Source organism: Bradyrhizobium sp. CCBAU 25338, from assembly GCF_028128965.1.
Classification (GTDB): domain Bacteria; phylum Pseudomonadota; class Alphaproteobacteria; order Rhizobiales; family Xanthobacteraceae; genus Bradyrhizobium; species Bradyrhizobium liaoningense.
The window spans coordinates 146,323-163,224 of the sequence record NZ_LFKY01000002.1; the positions used below are offsets into that span (position 1 = coordinate 146,323).

Consider the following 16,902-nt stretch of genomic DNA (forward strand, 5'->3'; position numbering starts at 1 on the left):
GGACCCGCGCCTGCTGGATGAGTTCGCCGAGCCGATCATCGAAGGGGACGAGGCGCCCTCACCGACCGAGCCCAGTCCGACGCCACAGCCCGCGCCAGCGTCCGGTCAGGAAACGGTCGTGGACGGTTGGCATCTGCTGGATCGGATCGCCTCGTCCAGCACAGTTCGCGAGCGCTTTGTCGCCACGCGCGCCTCAGACGGACAGCGAGGAATACTCACGCTTTACGCTGCAGGCTCGGAACCGGACCAAGCGATCTACGATTTGCTCTTAAAGCTTCCTCGAGATCACGTCCCGGAATTCTTCGCAACCGGTCGTTGGCAAGACCGCGCCTACGAGGTCGCGGAGGAATTTAAGGACGGCACTCTGGCGGATTTTGCCGTCGATCCAGCCGATCCGGCGTCTCTTGCAACGTTAGTCCGCGAGCTCGCCAAGGCCGTTCACGCTCTCACCGAAGCCGGATTGCGACACAGGGATCTGCGCCCTTCCGTGATCTTCGTGCGGTCAAAAGAGCCACTTGACCTCGTCATCGGGGGCTTCGGCTCGGCACGGCTCTCCGAATTCGACCTCGATATCGTGTCTCCACTTGAAACCACTCGCTATATGGCGCCCGAGGCGATCGCCGGCGGCGTCGCCCCGGCGTCCGACTGGTGGAGCATGGGGATGATCTTGTTGGAGAAGATTACCCAAGGCGCGTGCTTCGCAGGCATCAATGAGCAGGCCTTTCTGATCCACGTTCTCACCAACGGCGTACACCTCCCCGAAAGTCTGGACGAGCGGACCAACACGTTGCTGCGCGGCCTGTTGGCGCGTGACAGGCGTCAGCGTTGGCAGTGGAAGGAAGTTCAGGCTTGGCTACGCGGAGAAAGCGTATCTGCGCCCGCGCCCGATACAGCGGCCGACACAGAGGGCGGGAGCTCGATTTCGCTGGGCGGCAAACAATATCGATCTGCAAACATGTTCGCATTGGCAGCCGCGGAAGCTGCGAACTGGGACCAAGCCAAGGCGCTTGTCCTCAGAGGCGCCGTTGCAAGCTGGACTGCGGAGGCCGGCTTCGAAGCGGCTGTTGCGGCAGGTCTACGGCAAATTCTGCGGACTGACGACCTTCAGGAGGATTTGAAGCTCTCCATCTCACTTAAAACCCTCAATCCGTCGATGCCTCTGATCGTCAGAGGCAATATCGTCACACCGGGTTGGCTGCTTGACCACCCGAGCGACGGCTACAGCCTGATCACAGGTCCTGCACCCGACCTGCTGCGGAAAATTGATTCGGACGATTGGCTCTGGCGCCTGAAGGTCCGCTCGGACACGGTTCGTAAGCGACTGGACCAACTCGAAATCGCGGTCGACGAGGATGCTCTGCGCGTTCACCTGCTGTCGACCTCTATGGCCCGCCTGGCCGCGCTCTGGGAAGAACGGCGACGGCTTTTCCCCGATACCGACCATGCCGGAGTAGCAGCGCTCACTGAGCGCCGCATTTCGGCGGAAGAAGACCTTGTCATCCTGCTCAGCGCGACCTCGAACCAATTCCGCTCGGTCGCCGAGGTCATCGAAGAAGCAGAAAAGGAAGCGTCGACGGCCGGGCTCGGCAACTTTTCGGCAGAGGAGGCGACAACGCTTCTCGGCCGCCCACGTCGCGAGATCTACCAGACGATTGACGAGCGCATTCAAAACTTCGCCAGATGCGGCATCAAGGACGTCGACGAGTGGGCGGACCAGTTTCGCCTGGACCGACGAATGCCCTTAGGGCGCGCGGTTGCCCTTCTTTGTGTGCCCGCCGAGACGTGGAGAGCGCTTCCGAAGCAAGGCTATGTGTCGACGATCTTGGACTTCTTCGCCAAGCGGATTTCAGGCGGCGTGTTGCGCGGGCCGCTGACGCGCATGCTGATCGGCAAATCGGCCAGGATCGATCTCACCGAGCTCGATACGCCCAGAGTGCCGGCAACTGACATTCTAGACCAACTGCTTGGTCGTACGAACCGAATCGTGAACGTCGATCCGGCGGCTTTCGCCGATGACGACGGGCTTGAGCGAAGGTTGCGCTCCTTGCACTCCCATGCATTGCTTTACAGGCGCGATACCGGCATCGATGGGCTGTTCATGGGATTTCCATTCCTGATCATGCGCGATCATCGGCCGAACGCGAAACCGCGGATTGCGCCGGTCCTGCTGTGGCCGGTGCGCGTCAATCCGGAGGTCGGAAACCGCGGTCACATCATTTTAAGTTATGGGCGCGAGAGAAATCCCGATACCGAGATAGAGCATGTTCTCGTCAATCCCGCTCTCGAAGGAATGGTCGGCATTGCCGAGGCGAGACGTTGGCAGGAAGCGGCCAACGAGCTCCTGACGCATGCAAGCTTGTCCGTCCAGGCGGTGATGGACGCCTTCAGCCGATTGGCCAAGCCTATCGGCACCGAATTGACTACGCTTCCCGGCAAGGACCTCGACGTCGGCGCGCAAGAACGACAGCTGGTGCCAGCAGCCGTGCTGTTCCATCTGGCCTTCATGGGCCAGGCGGTGATGAAGGATCTCGAGACCCTCCGGGGCTTGCCGCCGACGGCCACGGCGCTGGAGGCCGCCCTGCGCCTGAACGAACAGCAGGCGGCGCCTTCGGCATCCCCTCCGGTGAAAGAGGCCGACCGGTACTTTACCGCGGATAGTGATCCCTCGCAGGAAGCGGCCGTCCTCGACGCGCGTCAGGCCCCGGGACTGGTCATCGAAGGACCTCCCGGAACCGGCAAGAGCCAGACCATCGTCAACATGGTCGCGGACGCCATCGGCACGGGAAAATCGCTCCTCGTGATCTGCCAGAAGCAAGCCGCTCTCGAGGTGGTTCGCAAGCGCTTGGATAAGGAACGCCTGACGGATCGCTTCGTCATGATTACCGATGCCCATCGCGACCGTGAGCCGATCGTCGGCGCAATCCGTTCGCAAGTCCAGGCTTTGCACAACTTGTCTCCCGGAGGGTCTGCGGCCTGGAAGCGAGAGCGCGATCGCCTCGCCGCTCGCATCGAGACGCTCGAAACGGAGCTGGACCGTCGCCAGGTTGCACTTCATTCCGTGGATGATCGAACCGGATTGTCCTATCGAACACTGCTCGGCGAACTGCTCGAGATCGAAGAAGCAAGCCGGAAAACGATTGAGGCTCCTGAACTCCGCCCTTTGCTGGCAGATCTACATCCCGCGGACGTGGCGAGGATCGAGGAGAATTGCGGCCCGCTTGCGAAATTCTGGCTTCCGTCGAAATTTGAAGACAATCCTCTGTCCGCCCTCAAGCCGTTCAATCCCGATCGAGGAACCGCGGCCGCACTGGCCTTGCACCTGCAGGCATTTTTGCAAGCCGACACACGGCGGGACCAGACCGACGCTGAGACGGCGAACTGTCTGAAAATATCGGATGCGGCGGAATTTCGGTCCTGGCTCGCCGAAGCGGATGAGCTCCGCTCGATCAGCGATTCGGTCTGCGCAAATCTTGCTCGATTGCGGCCGCTGTTTCGGAACGTCGAGGATGGGACATCGGAAGCTGCGCGCATTCTCAAGAGCCTATCAGCGATTAAAGAAATCCTCTCAGCGCTCGACGGCCCGTCCTACAAGCCGAACTTTTGCTCCAAGCTCATCGCCTTCAATGAGGAAGAGCTCTGCTCTGCCGAGGAACTCGCGGGCCAAGTTCGCTTGCCGGCAAGCGCCCTACAATGGCTCAACCCGCTCCATTGGCTGCGCACGCGCCGTGTACGCCAGCTCCTTGCGTCATTGCAGCTCCCGCAAGATAACGACGCCATCAGCTCGTTGTATTATGCGGTCGAGCTCGAATTGGCCATACGCCAGCCACGGCACGAACTGGAGCAATATTTCACGATCCTGTTCGGTCGTGCCCCCAATCTGGATTTGTCGCCCGGTAAGCTCGCCGATTTCGCCGAGCGCGTCGGCGCGTTCTTCAATGGTCTGGGAGGCCTTAATTCCCTCATCGATCGGTGCCCCGACCGGCTCGAGCTCGAGAGAGCGCTCTCGGCCGGAACGACCGAGGAGCTCGGCACGTTCTTTCAGCGGGCTGAACTCGCGCTCAGAAGGCATGACACGCGAGAGGAGAGCCGTGCCGCATTGGACCGGCTCAGGACCTATTTCGACGAACTGTGGCTCGGATCGAGACGCTCGGCGCTCGAGAATGGCCGCTCCAATGCGAGCGCCATTGACCAGATCGTGCAGGCTCTGCCGTTGCTGAGCAGCTATCAGGAGTATCGACTTCGCTCTTCGCGACTGGGCGACGAGGAGCGTGCAATCTTCGCAGCACTCAGGTCCAGGGAGTCCGAGCTTTCGGCTTCCGAAGACCTCGACGCCTGCATTCGCGCCACTATAGGCCGCGAGGCCCGTTTGGCGTGGAAGGCCGATATGGAGGGTGCGAATCCTGACGTCTTGTTCGACGCTGACGAGCTAGATGCGAAGGTAAAATCGCTCGCGGAAGCCGACGCGCAGATCCGGCAGTACAACCGGGATCTTCTCGTCCAAGGTATCGATGCAGCAAAAGTGCGTCCGACCAGCGAGTGGGACGCGATCACCAGGCTGCGTGGTCCAAGAGCACTAAGATTGCGTGAATTCATCGATCGCGCCGCTCCGCTCGGTCTTTTCGCGCTCCGGCCGGTCTGGCTCATGACGCCAGATGTCGCAAGCCGCGTGCTGCAACCTCGCGCGGGACTGTTCGATACCGTCATCTTTGACGAGGCTTCGCAGATGCCGGTTGAGTATGCGCTGCCCTCCCTGTTTCGCAGCAGGCTCGTCGTCGTCAGCGGCGACGAGAAGCAGATGCCGCCGACATCCTTCTTCGCCAGCAAGGTCGAGAACGACGAAGCGGCAATATTCGACGGTGAAGAACCAGAAGAAGGAGCCAGCGAGGAGGAACGCGAAGCCTTCGCGGAGACGTGGAATCGGAGAGAGATCAAGGATTGTCCCGATCTCCTCCAACTCGCTCGCTCCGTGCTTCGGACCCGTACTCTGCAGGTGCACTATCGTTCGAAATATCGAGAGCTGATATCATTCTCGAACGCATCGTTCTACGCCAACCGCCTTAGCGTCCCCGTTCGCCATCCCCTAGAGACAATCCGCAGGCTCAAGCCGATCGAAGTCGTGCGCTCGGACGGCACTTACAAGGCCCAGACGAACCAAAAGGAAGCCAGCGATATCGTACAATACCTATCGGAGCTTTGGGAGGATTCATCGCCACCGTCGGTTGGTGTCGTCACATTCAGCCGCAAGCAGGCCGACGCCATAGAAGATGCTTTGGAAGATCGCGCCGAAAACGATGCAGCGTTCCGAGAGGCATTGATGCGCGAGCGCGAACGTATCGAGCATGGCGAGGACATGGGCTTTTTCGTCAAGAATGTGGAAAACGTGCAAGGCGATGAACGTGACATCATCGTTTTCTCCACGACGTTCGGCCGCAACGAACACAGCGTTTTTCGCAAGAGCTTCGGCGCGCTAGGCCACGCCGGCGGCGAGCGCCGCCTGAATGTCGCAGTAACACGTGCGAGAGAAAAGGTGGTCATCGTCACATCCATGCCGATATCGGAGATATCGGACCTGTTGACGAGGAGGAGCGGTCCCAGGGTGCCGCGCGACTATCTGCAAGGCTACCTCGAATATGCCAGGACGGTATCCGATGGTCTTGCAGAGTCCGGAAAGACGCTCCTGGACCGGATGGTAACCGAACCACGTCCGCACCACGAAGCTGGACATCATGAGGACGACGGCTTCACCAGGTCCGTCGAAGCCTTTCTGGAAGCAAATGGCTATAAGCCCAGTCGGGCTCGCGATGGCGGCGCATTCAGCCTTGATTTTGCCGTGACCGATCCCCGGACCGGCCTGTACGCGATAGGCGTCGAATGCGATGCGCCGCGACACCAATTGCTTCAAAGAGCGCGTGCTCGCGAGATCTGGCGCCCCAATGTGTTGGGAAGAGCCGTTCCTTATGTCCATAGAGTTTCGTCGTATGCTTGGACTCATGCTGGAGACGCCGAACGCCTCCGGCTCAAGAACGCTGTCGAGCACGCGCTTCGTGGGGGAGGATTGCAATGAGCGGACCCAAAGCATTCAGGATCGTTACCCGAGCAGAGATCATCGCCATCTGTCGTCGCAACCTGGCGCGGCTTGACTGCGCGATCGAAAGCTGGACGTCCGCCGGCAGGCGCAACGGAACGATCGAGCAGAAGGACATCGAGAATGTCACAGCCCGGCGGGACGCGCTTCATCGCCTGCTCAAGGCAGATCGTTTCACCGAACTCCAGAAACAGGTTGCCGCCGAGATCGCCTTCCTTCAGGCGGACTCCGAACGCCGGGTCGAAAGGGTTGCCGAAATGGAGGTCCGTTCGAAGCGTGGTTTGAGGCGCTCCAAAGCCGCGGCCGAGGCACTGCTGCAGAGGCTACAAGCCTTGAAAGTCGAAATTCCCACCGACATTCGAAGCGAGCTCAGTGACTCGAACGGATCTTCCGAGCGCCTGGAAGCGGCGATGGCAAAGGCGCTGCTGCTGCTTCCTTCTCAGGCGGCACAAAAAGCAACAGACCGCCAACGCGAGCTTGCTACTCGCCTGGCCGCCGGCGAACGCCGCGCCACGCTGCAGGAATGGATTGCCAGGCAAGCTCAGGAGATGGAGGATCCTGCCTTGGGACGCGTCGATACTCTTCTCGGCGAGTTGCGCGGGCTTGGCATCGATCCCTCCCCATTCTCGGACCGTGTCGCGCTCTTGGAAGCAGAGCCGTCGGCTCGAAGATCACTTATCGCAGATAGCCTTCTGTTGGACTTGGCCGCGGCCGTGAAGGATGGCCGCGCCAGCGCGCGACTAGCCGACGAGCTTCGGGCGCGACGCGCCGAGCTTTCCGGCATGAAGTCAGCGGAGGCTACCTCGTTGGTGAGCGAAATCGAGGACGCCCTCGCCTCCCCATTGCCCAGCAACCGGCAAGAACTCGTCAAACGCGCCGACGTTCTCATCGAGGAAGAATTCAAGGCGATGGCCGCGGCGGAGCGCAGGCGCGCGGTGCTCGAAGGTCTTGCCAGCCTGGGATACGAAGTATCGGAGGGAATGGCGACCGCCTGGGTCCAGAACGGCCGGATTGTCCTTCGTAAGGCGGCCAATCCTGGTTACGGAGTAGAGCTCTTGGGCGGATCGAGATCGGATCTCCTCCAGGTGCGTGCCGTAGGTATCGGCAGCTCGGCCGAAGCTCGCGATGCAAATCGTGACCACGACATGGAAACGATCTGGTGCGGCGAGTTCGATCGGCTGAAGGCGTTGGTCGCTAAAGCAGGCGGAAACGTTACTATGGAATTCGCAAGGCCAGTCGGTCAACTCCCTTTGAAGATCGTCTCAGATCCGGGTGCAAGCCAAGAAGCGGAAGTTGCTGAACGATCATATCGATCGGTGCCAGCGAACCGGCCCACTTAGCAATTGCGAGAAGCCAGCTGCAATCTAACAGAGATGATCTCGCAAATCTCCGCGAAGATCACACTGACCTGAGTCTTCCCTGTGCGCGGTCGAGAGCTGCTACGGCAACTCCTTTATAGCCGTCCCTTATGATCAGACTATCGATTGCCCCGCGCACAAATTCCAGTTCAGCGGAATGATTGACGCTTTCTGCAGCGATAATGCGCGGCTTTGGATTCAACTTGTTGCCGGGAACTGTTCCCGATGGGCTCAAGGACTTCATCGAGCTCGTCCTTGCCGCACTGCGCCGAAGGGGCAAATTCAGGCCCGAATACTGCGGTCAAACATTAACTGAGAACTTCGGTCTCAACCGGCCAATCAGTCGGTTTGCGCAAATAGAGGCGAGAACGAGCGTCTCTTTGCGACCAGCTCTCGCCTGTGATTAGGCTCTCTTTGCGCCGCGCGCAAATTCGGATCTAGCTTTGTCGATCTCCGCCACGCCAAGCGCAACGAACTACTTCAACCACACACCGATGATTGTACCGAGAGAGCCGAAAGCCCATTTTTCTTGATCGGCATTATATCTCTTCGAGAGAATGATGATCAGGCTAACAATAAGAACGATGATGCTTATGACAGGCTTCATCAATTGCTGCGCAAACTCGTACCATGGCCTAATCTCGTCTAGGACAGACTTTGCATTCTGATTTTGCTTCGAGAGATCTTTCAAGCGGGCGAGCGTCTCATCTAGTTCTGCTCGTACCTTTGCATCCTCCACTTTCACAACCTGTTGGATGTTCTGAGTGGTCGTTTTGACAACAGGGATACAAACGGGCGGAAGCTTGATACCGCCGAGATTAATGTCGGGTGACCTGCATTCCGTTGTCACGGTCTGAGTCGGAACCGCCACAGTTTTCGTTTGCTCAACGGTTAGGTTCTTCTGCAGCTCCTGTAATCGTGTTTCGTAACCTGCCCGTACCTGAGCGATTTTTTCGCTGTCCGCCTGAAGCTGATTCAAAGCTCGAACATAGAAATAAGATATCCCCCCGATAGTCAGGACTACCAAAAGGGTTCCCCAAAAGAGTGTTTTTGCCATGGGTGTGCTCCTCCAACAAAGTCAACCCAGCAAGAAACCAGCGCAACAAAAAAGGCGCTACGGAAATGACGATGTCATGCCGTTGCGTTGGTGACCCCAATAAATCATTTCGGCGTTTGGCCTATTGGATCGGCTCACTGCATTGCGCTATTTAGTCGGTCAGAGCATAGTGACATCGAGTACGCTCCGAGGAAGCGTTGATTTCAGGACCGAACGACCAGCAACCGTCCGGAATAAAATGGCAAGATCGCTTCGTTGAAGCCACTGATCAACGGCTTGCCAAACCGGGCCTTCAGTGCGCGAATATTTCCGGACATGAGCTCGCTCGGCTTTTGAGCTTGACAGCGCCTCCGGCGATCACACGGTGCGCCTCAACCGTTGCGGATTTCTGCTGGCACCTCATTGGCACTTACCTCGTGGCAGTTGCCGTAGGTGCAGTCTGATCGAAGGGAGCATTCCAGCCATGACCCATCAGCTTGCCTAAGCCACTTGAGCGGCGGCTTATTACAACGCGCAACTCTGTCAGCCAGAGCATTCGTTGCCGGATCAGCCGACAGAGAGTCAGGCACGACTTCCGCGCCGGTTTTTCTAGCTTTCTTGATGGCGCGCTTTTTCGTTTTCTTGGCCATTATAATCCTCCAATCAAAGATCTACATCTATAGATGTCTATTGGCCCAGGGCGCTCTTGAAGCCAGTCGTAATGCCGCTGGTCAACTGCGAAGCAATATGCGTACTTTCGCCGATTGGGATTAGGAAATTTCCGCTCTGCGTTTTATCCAGCGGCGCGAAGGTCACCACCAGGTCATGCTTGCGATTGCGCAAAGCCGACAACAAGTTGCCACTTTGGTTGAACGTCGCTCGCACGAGCTTCCATGCAGGAGTAATGGTTCCGCTAGTATCGATTTCGAAAGTTACTTGATGGGAAAGAACATTTTGCTTAGCGACGCTCGTGATTTGCCCTGTCGCGACACCGTTGACCATCGCGTCAAGCCATTCTGCCAATTTCAAGTCGCTCTGAATTAGTAATGAGTCGGTTGGCGCCGTGGTGTCACGCTCACATCTTCCGTTTGGCCCGAGATAGAGCTCGCTCACCTTGTAATAGAAGTTTACTTTATCTACACGGGTCGCATCTGCTGATCCATTAAATGCGCCGCTTAAACTGAAGATGGACGAAGGTGGCGAGGGAGGGAACCAAACAGCCGTCGGATTAGCCGTCGACTTCTCTTCAAGCTGAATAGTGAGGGCGACCTGAGCGCCCCACTTGCGCAAGAAAAGAGCATCAGATGAACCGGCTCTTGCGTTGAGAACCCGGGTAACGGCATCCTCAAGCTCGCAATGAACACTTCGAACGATTGCCTGCACCAAAGCATTATTGGAGGCGTATGACCCACCGTTAGGAAAATCGCGGATCTCTGGGACGCGTAACCCGCATCCGGCAAGCACACAACCAGCGATAAGTGCGATCAAATTGACTCCCGGCCTCAACATGCCAAATCCCCGGGCTTAAAATTTGCAGTGTGCAGGTTTCTAGAGGGGCCGAGGGAGCCACTCCGGTCAACCTGACAAAACTGGTTGTTATCGAATGCCTTTCGGCCTAAGCGCGCAACTAGCAAAAGTTGAGTTATGGGATTTTATGAACCGACTGTTGCGCCTCCGCCACGGCATTGCACGTTGCGGACAAAGCGGCATGCTGAAACAATCGGCGTAGTTTGGATCGGATAACCTCTCGCGGATTCGCACGCACGCCTTGGCACCAGAAATGCCATCACGGATGCTGGCTGCAGCCGTTTTCTCGCGCCGCCGCCGGCACATCGTAATCCAAGCCCAATCGCGTATTTTCCCCGCGATTGATCAGGCGCAGTCATTTCGAAGGGTGTCATTCGAACGGTACAGAAAGCGCCGGAGGCAACGACTTCCTACCGTGCTCGCAAGCTGTTCCTCCATTGAACGGCAGGATCGGAGCCGGGCTAGTTTTGAGCTCTTGACCTGCCACTGCATTTTCATCCAGCGGCAGTTAGAGTCTCGGGGTTTTGTACGCCAAGTGGCGCGGATGGAGCAACGGACGATCGGCGGAGCTGGTCGGGGTTGCGCAGCCGATCGTCCGTTGCGGTGAGGTGGGCGGCGTAGGCCGCGGGGGTCAGGTATTTCAGCGACGAGTGGGGACGCTGGAGATTGTAGTCGGCGACCCAGTTGGCGATCTTGGCGCGGGCGTCATCGAGATGGAAGAATAGGGTCTCGTTGAGTAGCTCATCGCGCATCCGGCCATTGAAACTCTCGACGAAGCCGTTCTGCATCGGCTTTCCCGGCGCAATGAAGTGCCAATCGATGGCTGCGTCCTTGCACCAAGCGAGCATGGCGTTGCAGGTGAATTCGGTGCCATGGTCGGACACGATCATTCCTGGCTTGCCGCGTCGCTGGACGATTGCCGTCAGTTCGCGGGCCACGCGCCGCCCCGAGATCGACGTCTCCGGAATGGCGCCGNCCCATGTTTTTATTGCTTGCGTTAAGAGCCTTCAGGCGCCTCCGGAACGGCCGCGCCATCAACCACTACCCCAAGCTAGGGCCCTCTTTCTCCATTGACGATGGAGTCTGCGACCGCGAGCCGACCTGCGGCGCCAGCAGAAAGGTACCTAAAGCGTAGACGGCCTCCGCTTAGCTGCTAGAGCTAACTCTGGGCGATGTAGTGATAGCTTGCGGGCGTTAGCGTCTCCTCGGGGCCGCTTAGAAGTGTCCGCGTCTGATTGCCTGGATCGGTCGCAACATCTTAGCGCTTTTTCGATGCTCGCCGGATCAACTACTAACACTGGTCATTGATTGGGAACATAGTTCCTGGCGATGACACACCGTGTCGCCTGTGCGCATCAGGCGCATGACGATGCACCTTCAACAAGTGTGGCTAGAGCAACTGCATTATGTCACCGTCAACGGCTCTGTCGCGAGGCGCGCGGGCTAATGCTCGCGTTTACGGTATCCTTTTGAGTCCGAGGTCAGTATCACGTGCTGGCGGCAAAACGCTTCACAAGTAGGACGATAGCAGGAGCCCGTGCTCGCAAGCAGTCCAGGATGGCCTATACGCCGATAGTCGAGCCGAAGATCAGTCCGTTTGATGCCCGGCCAAAATTGTCTCACCAAGCACTCAGGGTGGAGCGACTGCCATTAGGCTGCTAGCGTTGTGTGTTGGGGGGACTGTGTCGGTCTAGGTGAGATCGTCGGCCTCGCCGGATATGGATCGATGGCTAAACCGGGAGCGCACGGCGGTTGCGAGCTTTGGCTCGCTTCGAGTTCGACGACCGTGGGAGGTCACTTTGCCGTCACGATTGATATCGTTCGGTTCTACAGAGCGTGCGTCCGGCGCCCAGGGCGCGGCCACCGGTTCTGTCGGTGGCGGAGATCAGTTCATCGATCTCGCGAACGACGAGATCATCCAGCCACTCTCATCAGTGCACGAGAGGGCGATGGTTACCGTCGATTCTGGGTCGAGCGGCGTCGTGGATCCCATTGGCCTTATGCCGCTCCGCAAAGCTGTTGCCGAAAGGCTCGCGGCCCAGACAGGCCTCGATTGGATGGCGGAGGAGATCGCAATCACTGCCGGCTCAAGGGAAGCACTGCTTTATGCGGCGTTGGCCGTTTTAGAGCGGGGCGATGAGGTTATCATTATCCGCCCCTGGCAACCGTGGGTCCCAGCGCTGGTTCAGGCCGCTGGCGCAGTACCGGTGTTCGTCGATGCTCAGCGCCCGCGATATACTCCTAATGTCGGCTCAATCCGAGCTGCCGTTACATCGCGGACTAAAGCGATGATTATCAATTCACCCAACAATCCGACGGGCGCAGTCTACAGTCGAACAACATTGCAGGAGCTCGGCGAGCTTGCTGTCGAATTCCGAATATGGATCATTTCGGACGAGCGCTACTCAACATTAGTATTCACCGGTTTACACCGCCATGAGTCGATCGTCGTGGCGTACCCCGCCGTGCGACCGCGAACGATCATAGTCAATCCATGTTCGCAGGCGCTGGCGATATCAGGCTCTCGCTTGGGTTATTTCGCGGCTCCCACCGCCATCGTTTCCGCCGCAAGAAAGCTTCAGGGCTATGCAGCGATAACACCAAGTCGAGAGGCGCAGCAAGCTACGCTGAGCCACTTTCAGGTCGCCGGCGGCCGGATTGAGCGGGAGACATACCAACGGCTTTTCGGCGCTCGCGACATGGGTCTTAACATTCTTTCTAATCTACGTGATGTAACCCCACCTCGTGCCGACGGGGCATTCTTCTTCTATCTTGATCTGAACAGGCTTGCATCTGCTTTGCAGGACGAAGGTCGCGTTGGAGTGACGGATGATTTTGCAGGCTGGCTCCTGAAGCATACTAATGTGGCTTGCCTTGCGGGAGACGCGTTTGGAGACGTCAACGGCCTGCGACTCTCATTCGGCGCCCCACCGGGGGCATCGGCGATCGGACTGAAGCGCATCGTCCAGGCGCTAAATAGCCTTAGGATCAGATAACCGCCGGTCCAGTCCCAGACGAAAGGCATGGATATGAATATCTGCGCTTCAGCTGATGATGGCACTCCGCAATGTACGCAGCTCCTATGTCCGTTAACGGCGAGCATCGGTTGAATTGTGACATCAAAGACCGCGATTCGTCGCCGCCTCTGGAGGTCACGTCTCCTGATCTGGTTTGGAAAGGATCGGTTAATGATCTCACTATCCGGTAAAGAGTTCCGCTGCACTCGTTCGCTCGACGTCGAAGGCAGCAGGTCGCATGCACGCAAATTGTCGCCGTAGGCGGGAGTGCTTGGTCCGAAACCGAACGCGTCCGGTGTCACGAATCGATCAAGTCGCTTCAAACTCCGACTTTGATCAGACAATCGCCAGCGATTCCTCTGATTGGAACTGGCCCAGAGCGTGCATCGTGACAGTGGGAGCCCATCTGAGTCTTGCGACACGAGCAATAGTTGCGGCGCCTTCAAATCGGATGGATCACCGACGTTAGGTTCGGAGACAGTATGCGCATCTGCGGCATTAAACTGACCCATGACGGAGCAGTCGCCCTTATCGAGGACGGACGGCTTGTCTTTTGTATCGAGCAGGAGAAGCGGGGCAATAATCCGCGATATCAAAAAATCAACAATCTCGATGCGGTTGTTGTCGCCTTGGCAGAGCACGGTTTAGATCCGCGGGACGTTGATCGGTTCGTCATCGACGGATGGTGGGGCGAGGTTGAGTCACAATTTGAGGTTTTCAGTGGGACTGCACCCATTACCCTTAAAGGGGCGCCGTATGTTGAGGGCGATGCCGAAGGCCTCCTCATAGCGCACGACGGCTCTGGGCTGCTGCTCAACGAGAGCGCCTTCCCTTACAAAAGCTATCCGCACGTGACAGCCCATGTGGCTTCCGCTTTTTGTACCAGCCCCTTCGCCAAGGCCGGGCAGCCCGCGTTCTGTCTGGTGTGGGACGGAGCTTCCTTTCCACGTCTCTACCATGTAGAGCGCCGCGCCGCCAGGTTCCTCGAGTGCCTCTTCCCGCTGATCGGGCATGCTTATGCTGCCGCGGGCTATCACTTCGGACCATACAAGCAGGCGAACCGGACCAAGTGGGACCTCGGTGTTGCGGGCAAGTTGATGGCCTACATCGCGCTCGGTTCAGTCGATGAAAGCATTGTCGGGGTGTTTCGGGAGCTCTACGAAAAGCACTTTAGCACGTTTACGGAGCCAGTCGGTCGTTGCAGCGAGGACGCCGCGCTTGAGCCTGTCCACGAGTTCTTCGATGCCAGCGCGCTACGGTTCAAAGCCAAAGCTCCCGAAGATGTGCTTGCTTCCTTTCATTGGTTCCAAGAGCGTCTGCTCGTTACCAAACTCGCGAGCGCTATACAGAGACATTCGAGGCTTCCCGTGCGCAATCTGTGCATCGCCGGCGGCTGCGGTCTCAACATAAAATGGAATAGCGCACTACGAGCTGCCGGCTTGTTCGATGCTATCTGGGTGCCACCCTTTCCGAATGACAGTGGCTCGGCAATAGGTGCCGCTTGCTCCGCATTGGCGGCGGACCAAGGCTTTGTACCATTGGAATGGTCCGTCTATAGTGGTCCAGCCGTGGAACGAGGCGGCGTGCCGCCCGGATGGGGCGGCTCACCATGTAGCATGCGTGAACTTGCAACGATTCTCGCCAGCAACAAGCCCGTTATTTTCCTTGCTGGCCGCGCGGAGCTTGGACCTCGGGCTTTGGGTAGCAGAAGCATACTGGCCGCGGCGACATCGCCGCGAATGAAGGACCGTCTCAACGACATCAAACTTCGCGAGCGCTTCCGGCCTGTAGCGCCAATATGCCTAGAGGATCGTGCGCCGGATATTTTTAGTCCTGGAACGCCAGACCCTTACATGCTCTTCGAGCACCTAATACGAGCAGAATGGCGGGACAAGATCCCCGCTGTTGTGCATCTGGACGGATCTGCCCGATTGCAGACGATTTGTCGGACCTCTCAGCACAAAATCGCCGAACTTCTTGTCGAATACGAGGCCCTCACGGGCATTCCGCTACTATGCAACACAAGCGCCAATCGCAATGGACGCGGGTTTTTCCCGAATGTGGCATCTGCCTGCCAGTGGGGCCGCGTTGACCACGTGTGGTGCGATGGTGTGCTGTGGACGAAACTCGCGGGCGGAGACTCAGCGCCGGCCAACGGCATTTTTCTCTCTCAGCGCGCGGAGGCGGGACCGTACGACGAAGAGCGGATAACTCCCGCCACAGGTCGTCTTGTTTGACGAATGCGATCGCCGCCGGCCTAGGGTAATCTTGGGAGAAGGCCACGATTTCGAGGGTCGAGATGATCACCTCGCTAGAGGGGCGGCGCGGTGATCGCTGGATAAGAAGGAGCGGCTTGTTGCAGTATCGCCCGCGCCCGGCGCCAGTTTCCGAGGCAACTCGCATCGTCGGTTTCATGTGAGCCAGCTGTTCAGGTGGCGCCAGAGCTTTGGAAGCACGTTGAAGCGAGTATAGCGCCGTTCGTGGGGGGCGAGATTGGATCGTCTGTGCCGCCGCGGGAAGTGGCCGAAGCTCCATCGACGACGACGGCGGCACGTCGACGAAGGGGCCAGGGAGTCATCGTGGTTGATCCTGGTACCGGGCACCGCATCCGGATCGATGGCGAGGTCGGCGCAGACGCTACTTCGCGTTCTCCATGCTTTGATCCGGTCCAGCACGTCGCGAATTGGGGCTTCCGCTCCGTGAGGGGAGACGCCTGCTGGCGGGTTCTGTCGGGCGATATCAGAAGGCGCGCTCTCGTGCAGGCGGATGGTCCTATCTAACCGTGCTCCTCGCATTCGCGGATGGCGCACGCTTCCTCCAGCACGTGGATCCTCTATCCCGCAGCGTCCGTGTTGTCGGCCTAGCTCAACAGTCATCACCATTGAAATCGACCCCGAATACGACGAAGGCCGCGTTTGTTCCGGCTGCCCCGATCTAACAAACAGATCGTCACCCACCAAGACGCAATAGACGTACTCTTCGTCTCGGCGACGGTGCGGGTATCGGCGGACGTACCCCCCTACCGCGAGGGCGAGGGCATCGATCGCTGATTTGTCGCGCGTCGTCTTCGCGTCGAGCGACACGATCGGCGGGAGCCGGGGCCTATTCATCCAGCGCCGGATTCAAGGACGGCCGGGGCTCAGCGCGCCTTGTATCTCCAGTGCCATTTGGGCAGGGCGAAGCGTCAATCCACGCGGTGCGCCGATCACCGCGCTCGGGGAGGTGGGACTAGCGCGGTTTGGCGACTCACGTTACCCATCATTTTGAGCCACCTTGACCTGCCACTGCATTTTCATCCAGCGGCAGTTAGAGTCTCGGGGTTTTGTACGCCAAGTGGCGCGGGTGGAGCAACGGACGATCGGCGGAGCTGGTCGGGGTTGCGCAGCCGATCGTCCGTTGCGGTGAGGTGGGCGGCGTAGGCCGCGGGGGTCAGGTATTTCAGCGACGAGTGGGGACGCTGGAGATTGTAGTCGGCGACCCAGTTGGCGATCTTGGCGCGGGCGTCATCGAGATGGAAGAATAGGGTCTCGTTGAGTAGCTCATCGCGCATCCGGCCATTGAAACTCTCGACGAAGCCGCCCCCCCCCCCCCCCCCCCCCCCCCCCCCCCCCCCTTCTGCATCGGCTTTCCCGGCGCAATGAAGTGCCAATCGATGGCTGCGTCCTTGCACCAAGCGAGCATGGCATTGCAGGTGAATTCGGTGCCATGGTCGGACACGATCATTCCTGGCTTGCCGCGTCGCTGAACGATTGCCGTCAGTTCGCGGGCCACGCGCCGCCCCGAGATCGACGTCTCCGGAACGGCGCCCAGGCATTCCTTGGTGACGTCGTCGACGATGTTGAGGATGCGGAAGCGTCGGCCATTGGCGAACTGGTCGTG

General features: G+C 58.7%; 7 protein-coding genes and 2 pseudogenes. 4 read left to right on the top strand and 5 right to left on the bottom strand.

Annotated features, from left to right (window positions below; translation table 11 throughout):
* Positions 1 to 118 precede the first annotated feature (118 nt).
* Together ACM42_RS02205 and ACM42_RS02210 are read left to right on the top strand one after the other, a co-directional pair.
* Positions 119 to 6,064 (top strand): AAA domain-containing protein, encoded by a 5,946-nt coding sequence (locus tag ACM42_RS02205; protein WP_271526472.1) that lies wholly within the window; start codon positions 119 to 121, stop codon positions 6,062 to 6,064.
* Positions 6,061 to 7,425, top strand: a complete 1,365-nt coding sequence (locus ACM42_RS02210; RefSeq protein ID WP_271526473.1) for a hypothetical protein — start codon at positions 6,061 to 6,063, stop codon at positions 7,423 to 7,425. Before ACM42_RS02205 ends, ACM42_RS02210 begins: the two co-directional genes overlap by 4 nt.
* Positions 7,426 to 7,918: 493 nt before the next feature.
* Here the strand turns inward: ACM42_RS02210 and ACM42_RS02215 are convergent, their stop codons facing one another.
* From ACM42_RS02215 to ACM42_RS02230, 4 genes and pseudogenes are all read right to left on the bottom strand, one after another.
* On the bottom strand, positions 7,919 to 8,500 hold the full coding sequence (locus ACM42_RS02215) for a hypothetical protein (RefSeq protein WP_271526474.1): 582 nt from the start codon (positions 8,498 to 8,500) through the stop codon (positions 7,919 to 7,921).
* A gap of 371 nt (positions 8,501 to 8,871) precedes the next feature.
* A complete protein-coding gene (locus ACM42_RS02220; RefSeq protein ID WP_271526475.1) occupies positions 8,872 to 9,129 on the bottom strand; it encodes a hypothetical protein in 258 nt (85 codons plus the stop codon).
* A gap of 37 nt (positions 9,130 to 9,166) precedes the next feature.
* Positions 9,167 to 9,967 carry a hypothetical protein gene (locus ACM42_RS02225; protein ID WP_271526476.1) on the bottom strand — a complete coding sequence of 267 codons (801 nt, stop codon included), beginning with the start codon at positions 9,965 to 9,967 and terminating at the stop codon, positions 9,167 to 9,169.
* A 533-nt stretch (positions 9,968 to 10,500) separates the two neighbouring features.
* Positions 10,501 to 10,977: pseudogene (locus tag ACM42_RS02230) on the bottom strand (integrase core domain-containing protein); the annotation flags it as partial.
* 828 nt (positions 10,978 to 11,805) lie between these two features.
* On the opposite strand from ACM42_RS02230, the gene ACM42_RS02235 reads away from it, so the two are divergent.
* Both ACM42_RS02235 and nodU read left to right on the top strand, forming a co-directional pair.
* Entirely contained in the window at positions 11,806 to 13,002 is a 1,197-nt protein-coding gene (locus tag ACM42_RS02235; protein WP_271526477.1) for a pyridoxal phosphate-dependent aminotransferase, read from the top strand.
* Between the two features lie 503 nt (positions 13,003 to 13,505).
* Positions 13,506 to 15,260, top strand: coding sequence for a nodulation protein NodU (gene nodU / locus ACM42_RS02240; protein ID WP_271526478.1), 1,755 nt, complete (start codon positions 13,506 to 13,508; stop codon positions 15,258 to 15,260).
* Positions 15,261 to 16,315: 1,055 nt separating this feature from the next.
* Here nodU and ACM42_RS02245 read toward each other — a convergent pair.
* A pseudogene (locus ACM42_RS02245) lies at positions 16,316 to 16,902 on the bottom strand (integrase core domain-containing protein); the annotation flags it as partial.

Coding starts and splice junctions, on each gene's coding strand:
- ACM42_RS02210 (WP_271526473.1), top strand. CDS start 6,061: ATGAGCGGACCCAAAGCATTCAGGATCGTTACCCGAGCAGAGATCATC.
- ACM42_RS02215 (WP_271526474.1), bottom strand. CDS start 8,500: ATGGCAAAAACACTCTTTTGGGGAACCCTTTTGGTAGTCCTGACTATC.
- ACM42_RS02220 (WP_271526475.1), bottom strand. CDS start 9,129: ATGGCCAAGAAAACGAAAAAGCGCGCCATCAAGAAAGCTAGAAAAACC.
- nodU (WP_271526478.1), top strand. CDS start 13,506: ATGCGCATCTGCGGCATTAAACTGACCCATGACGGAGCAGTCGCCCTT.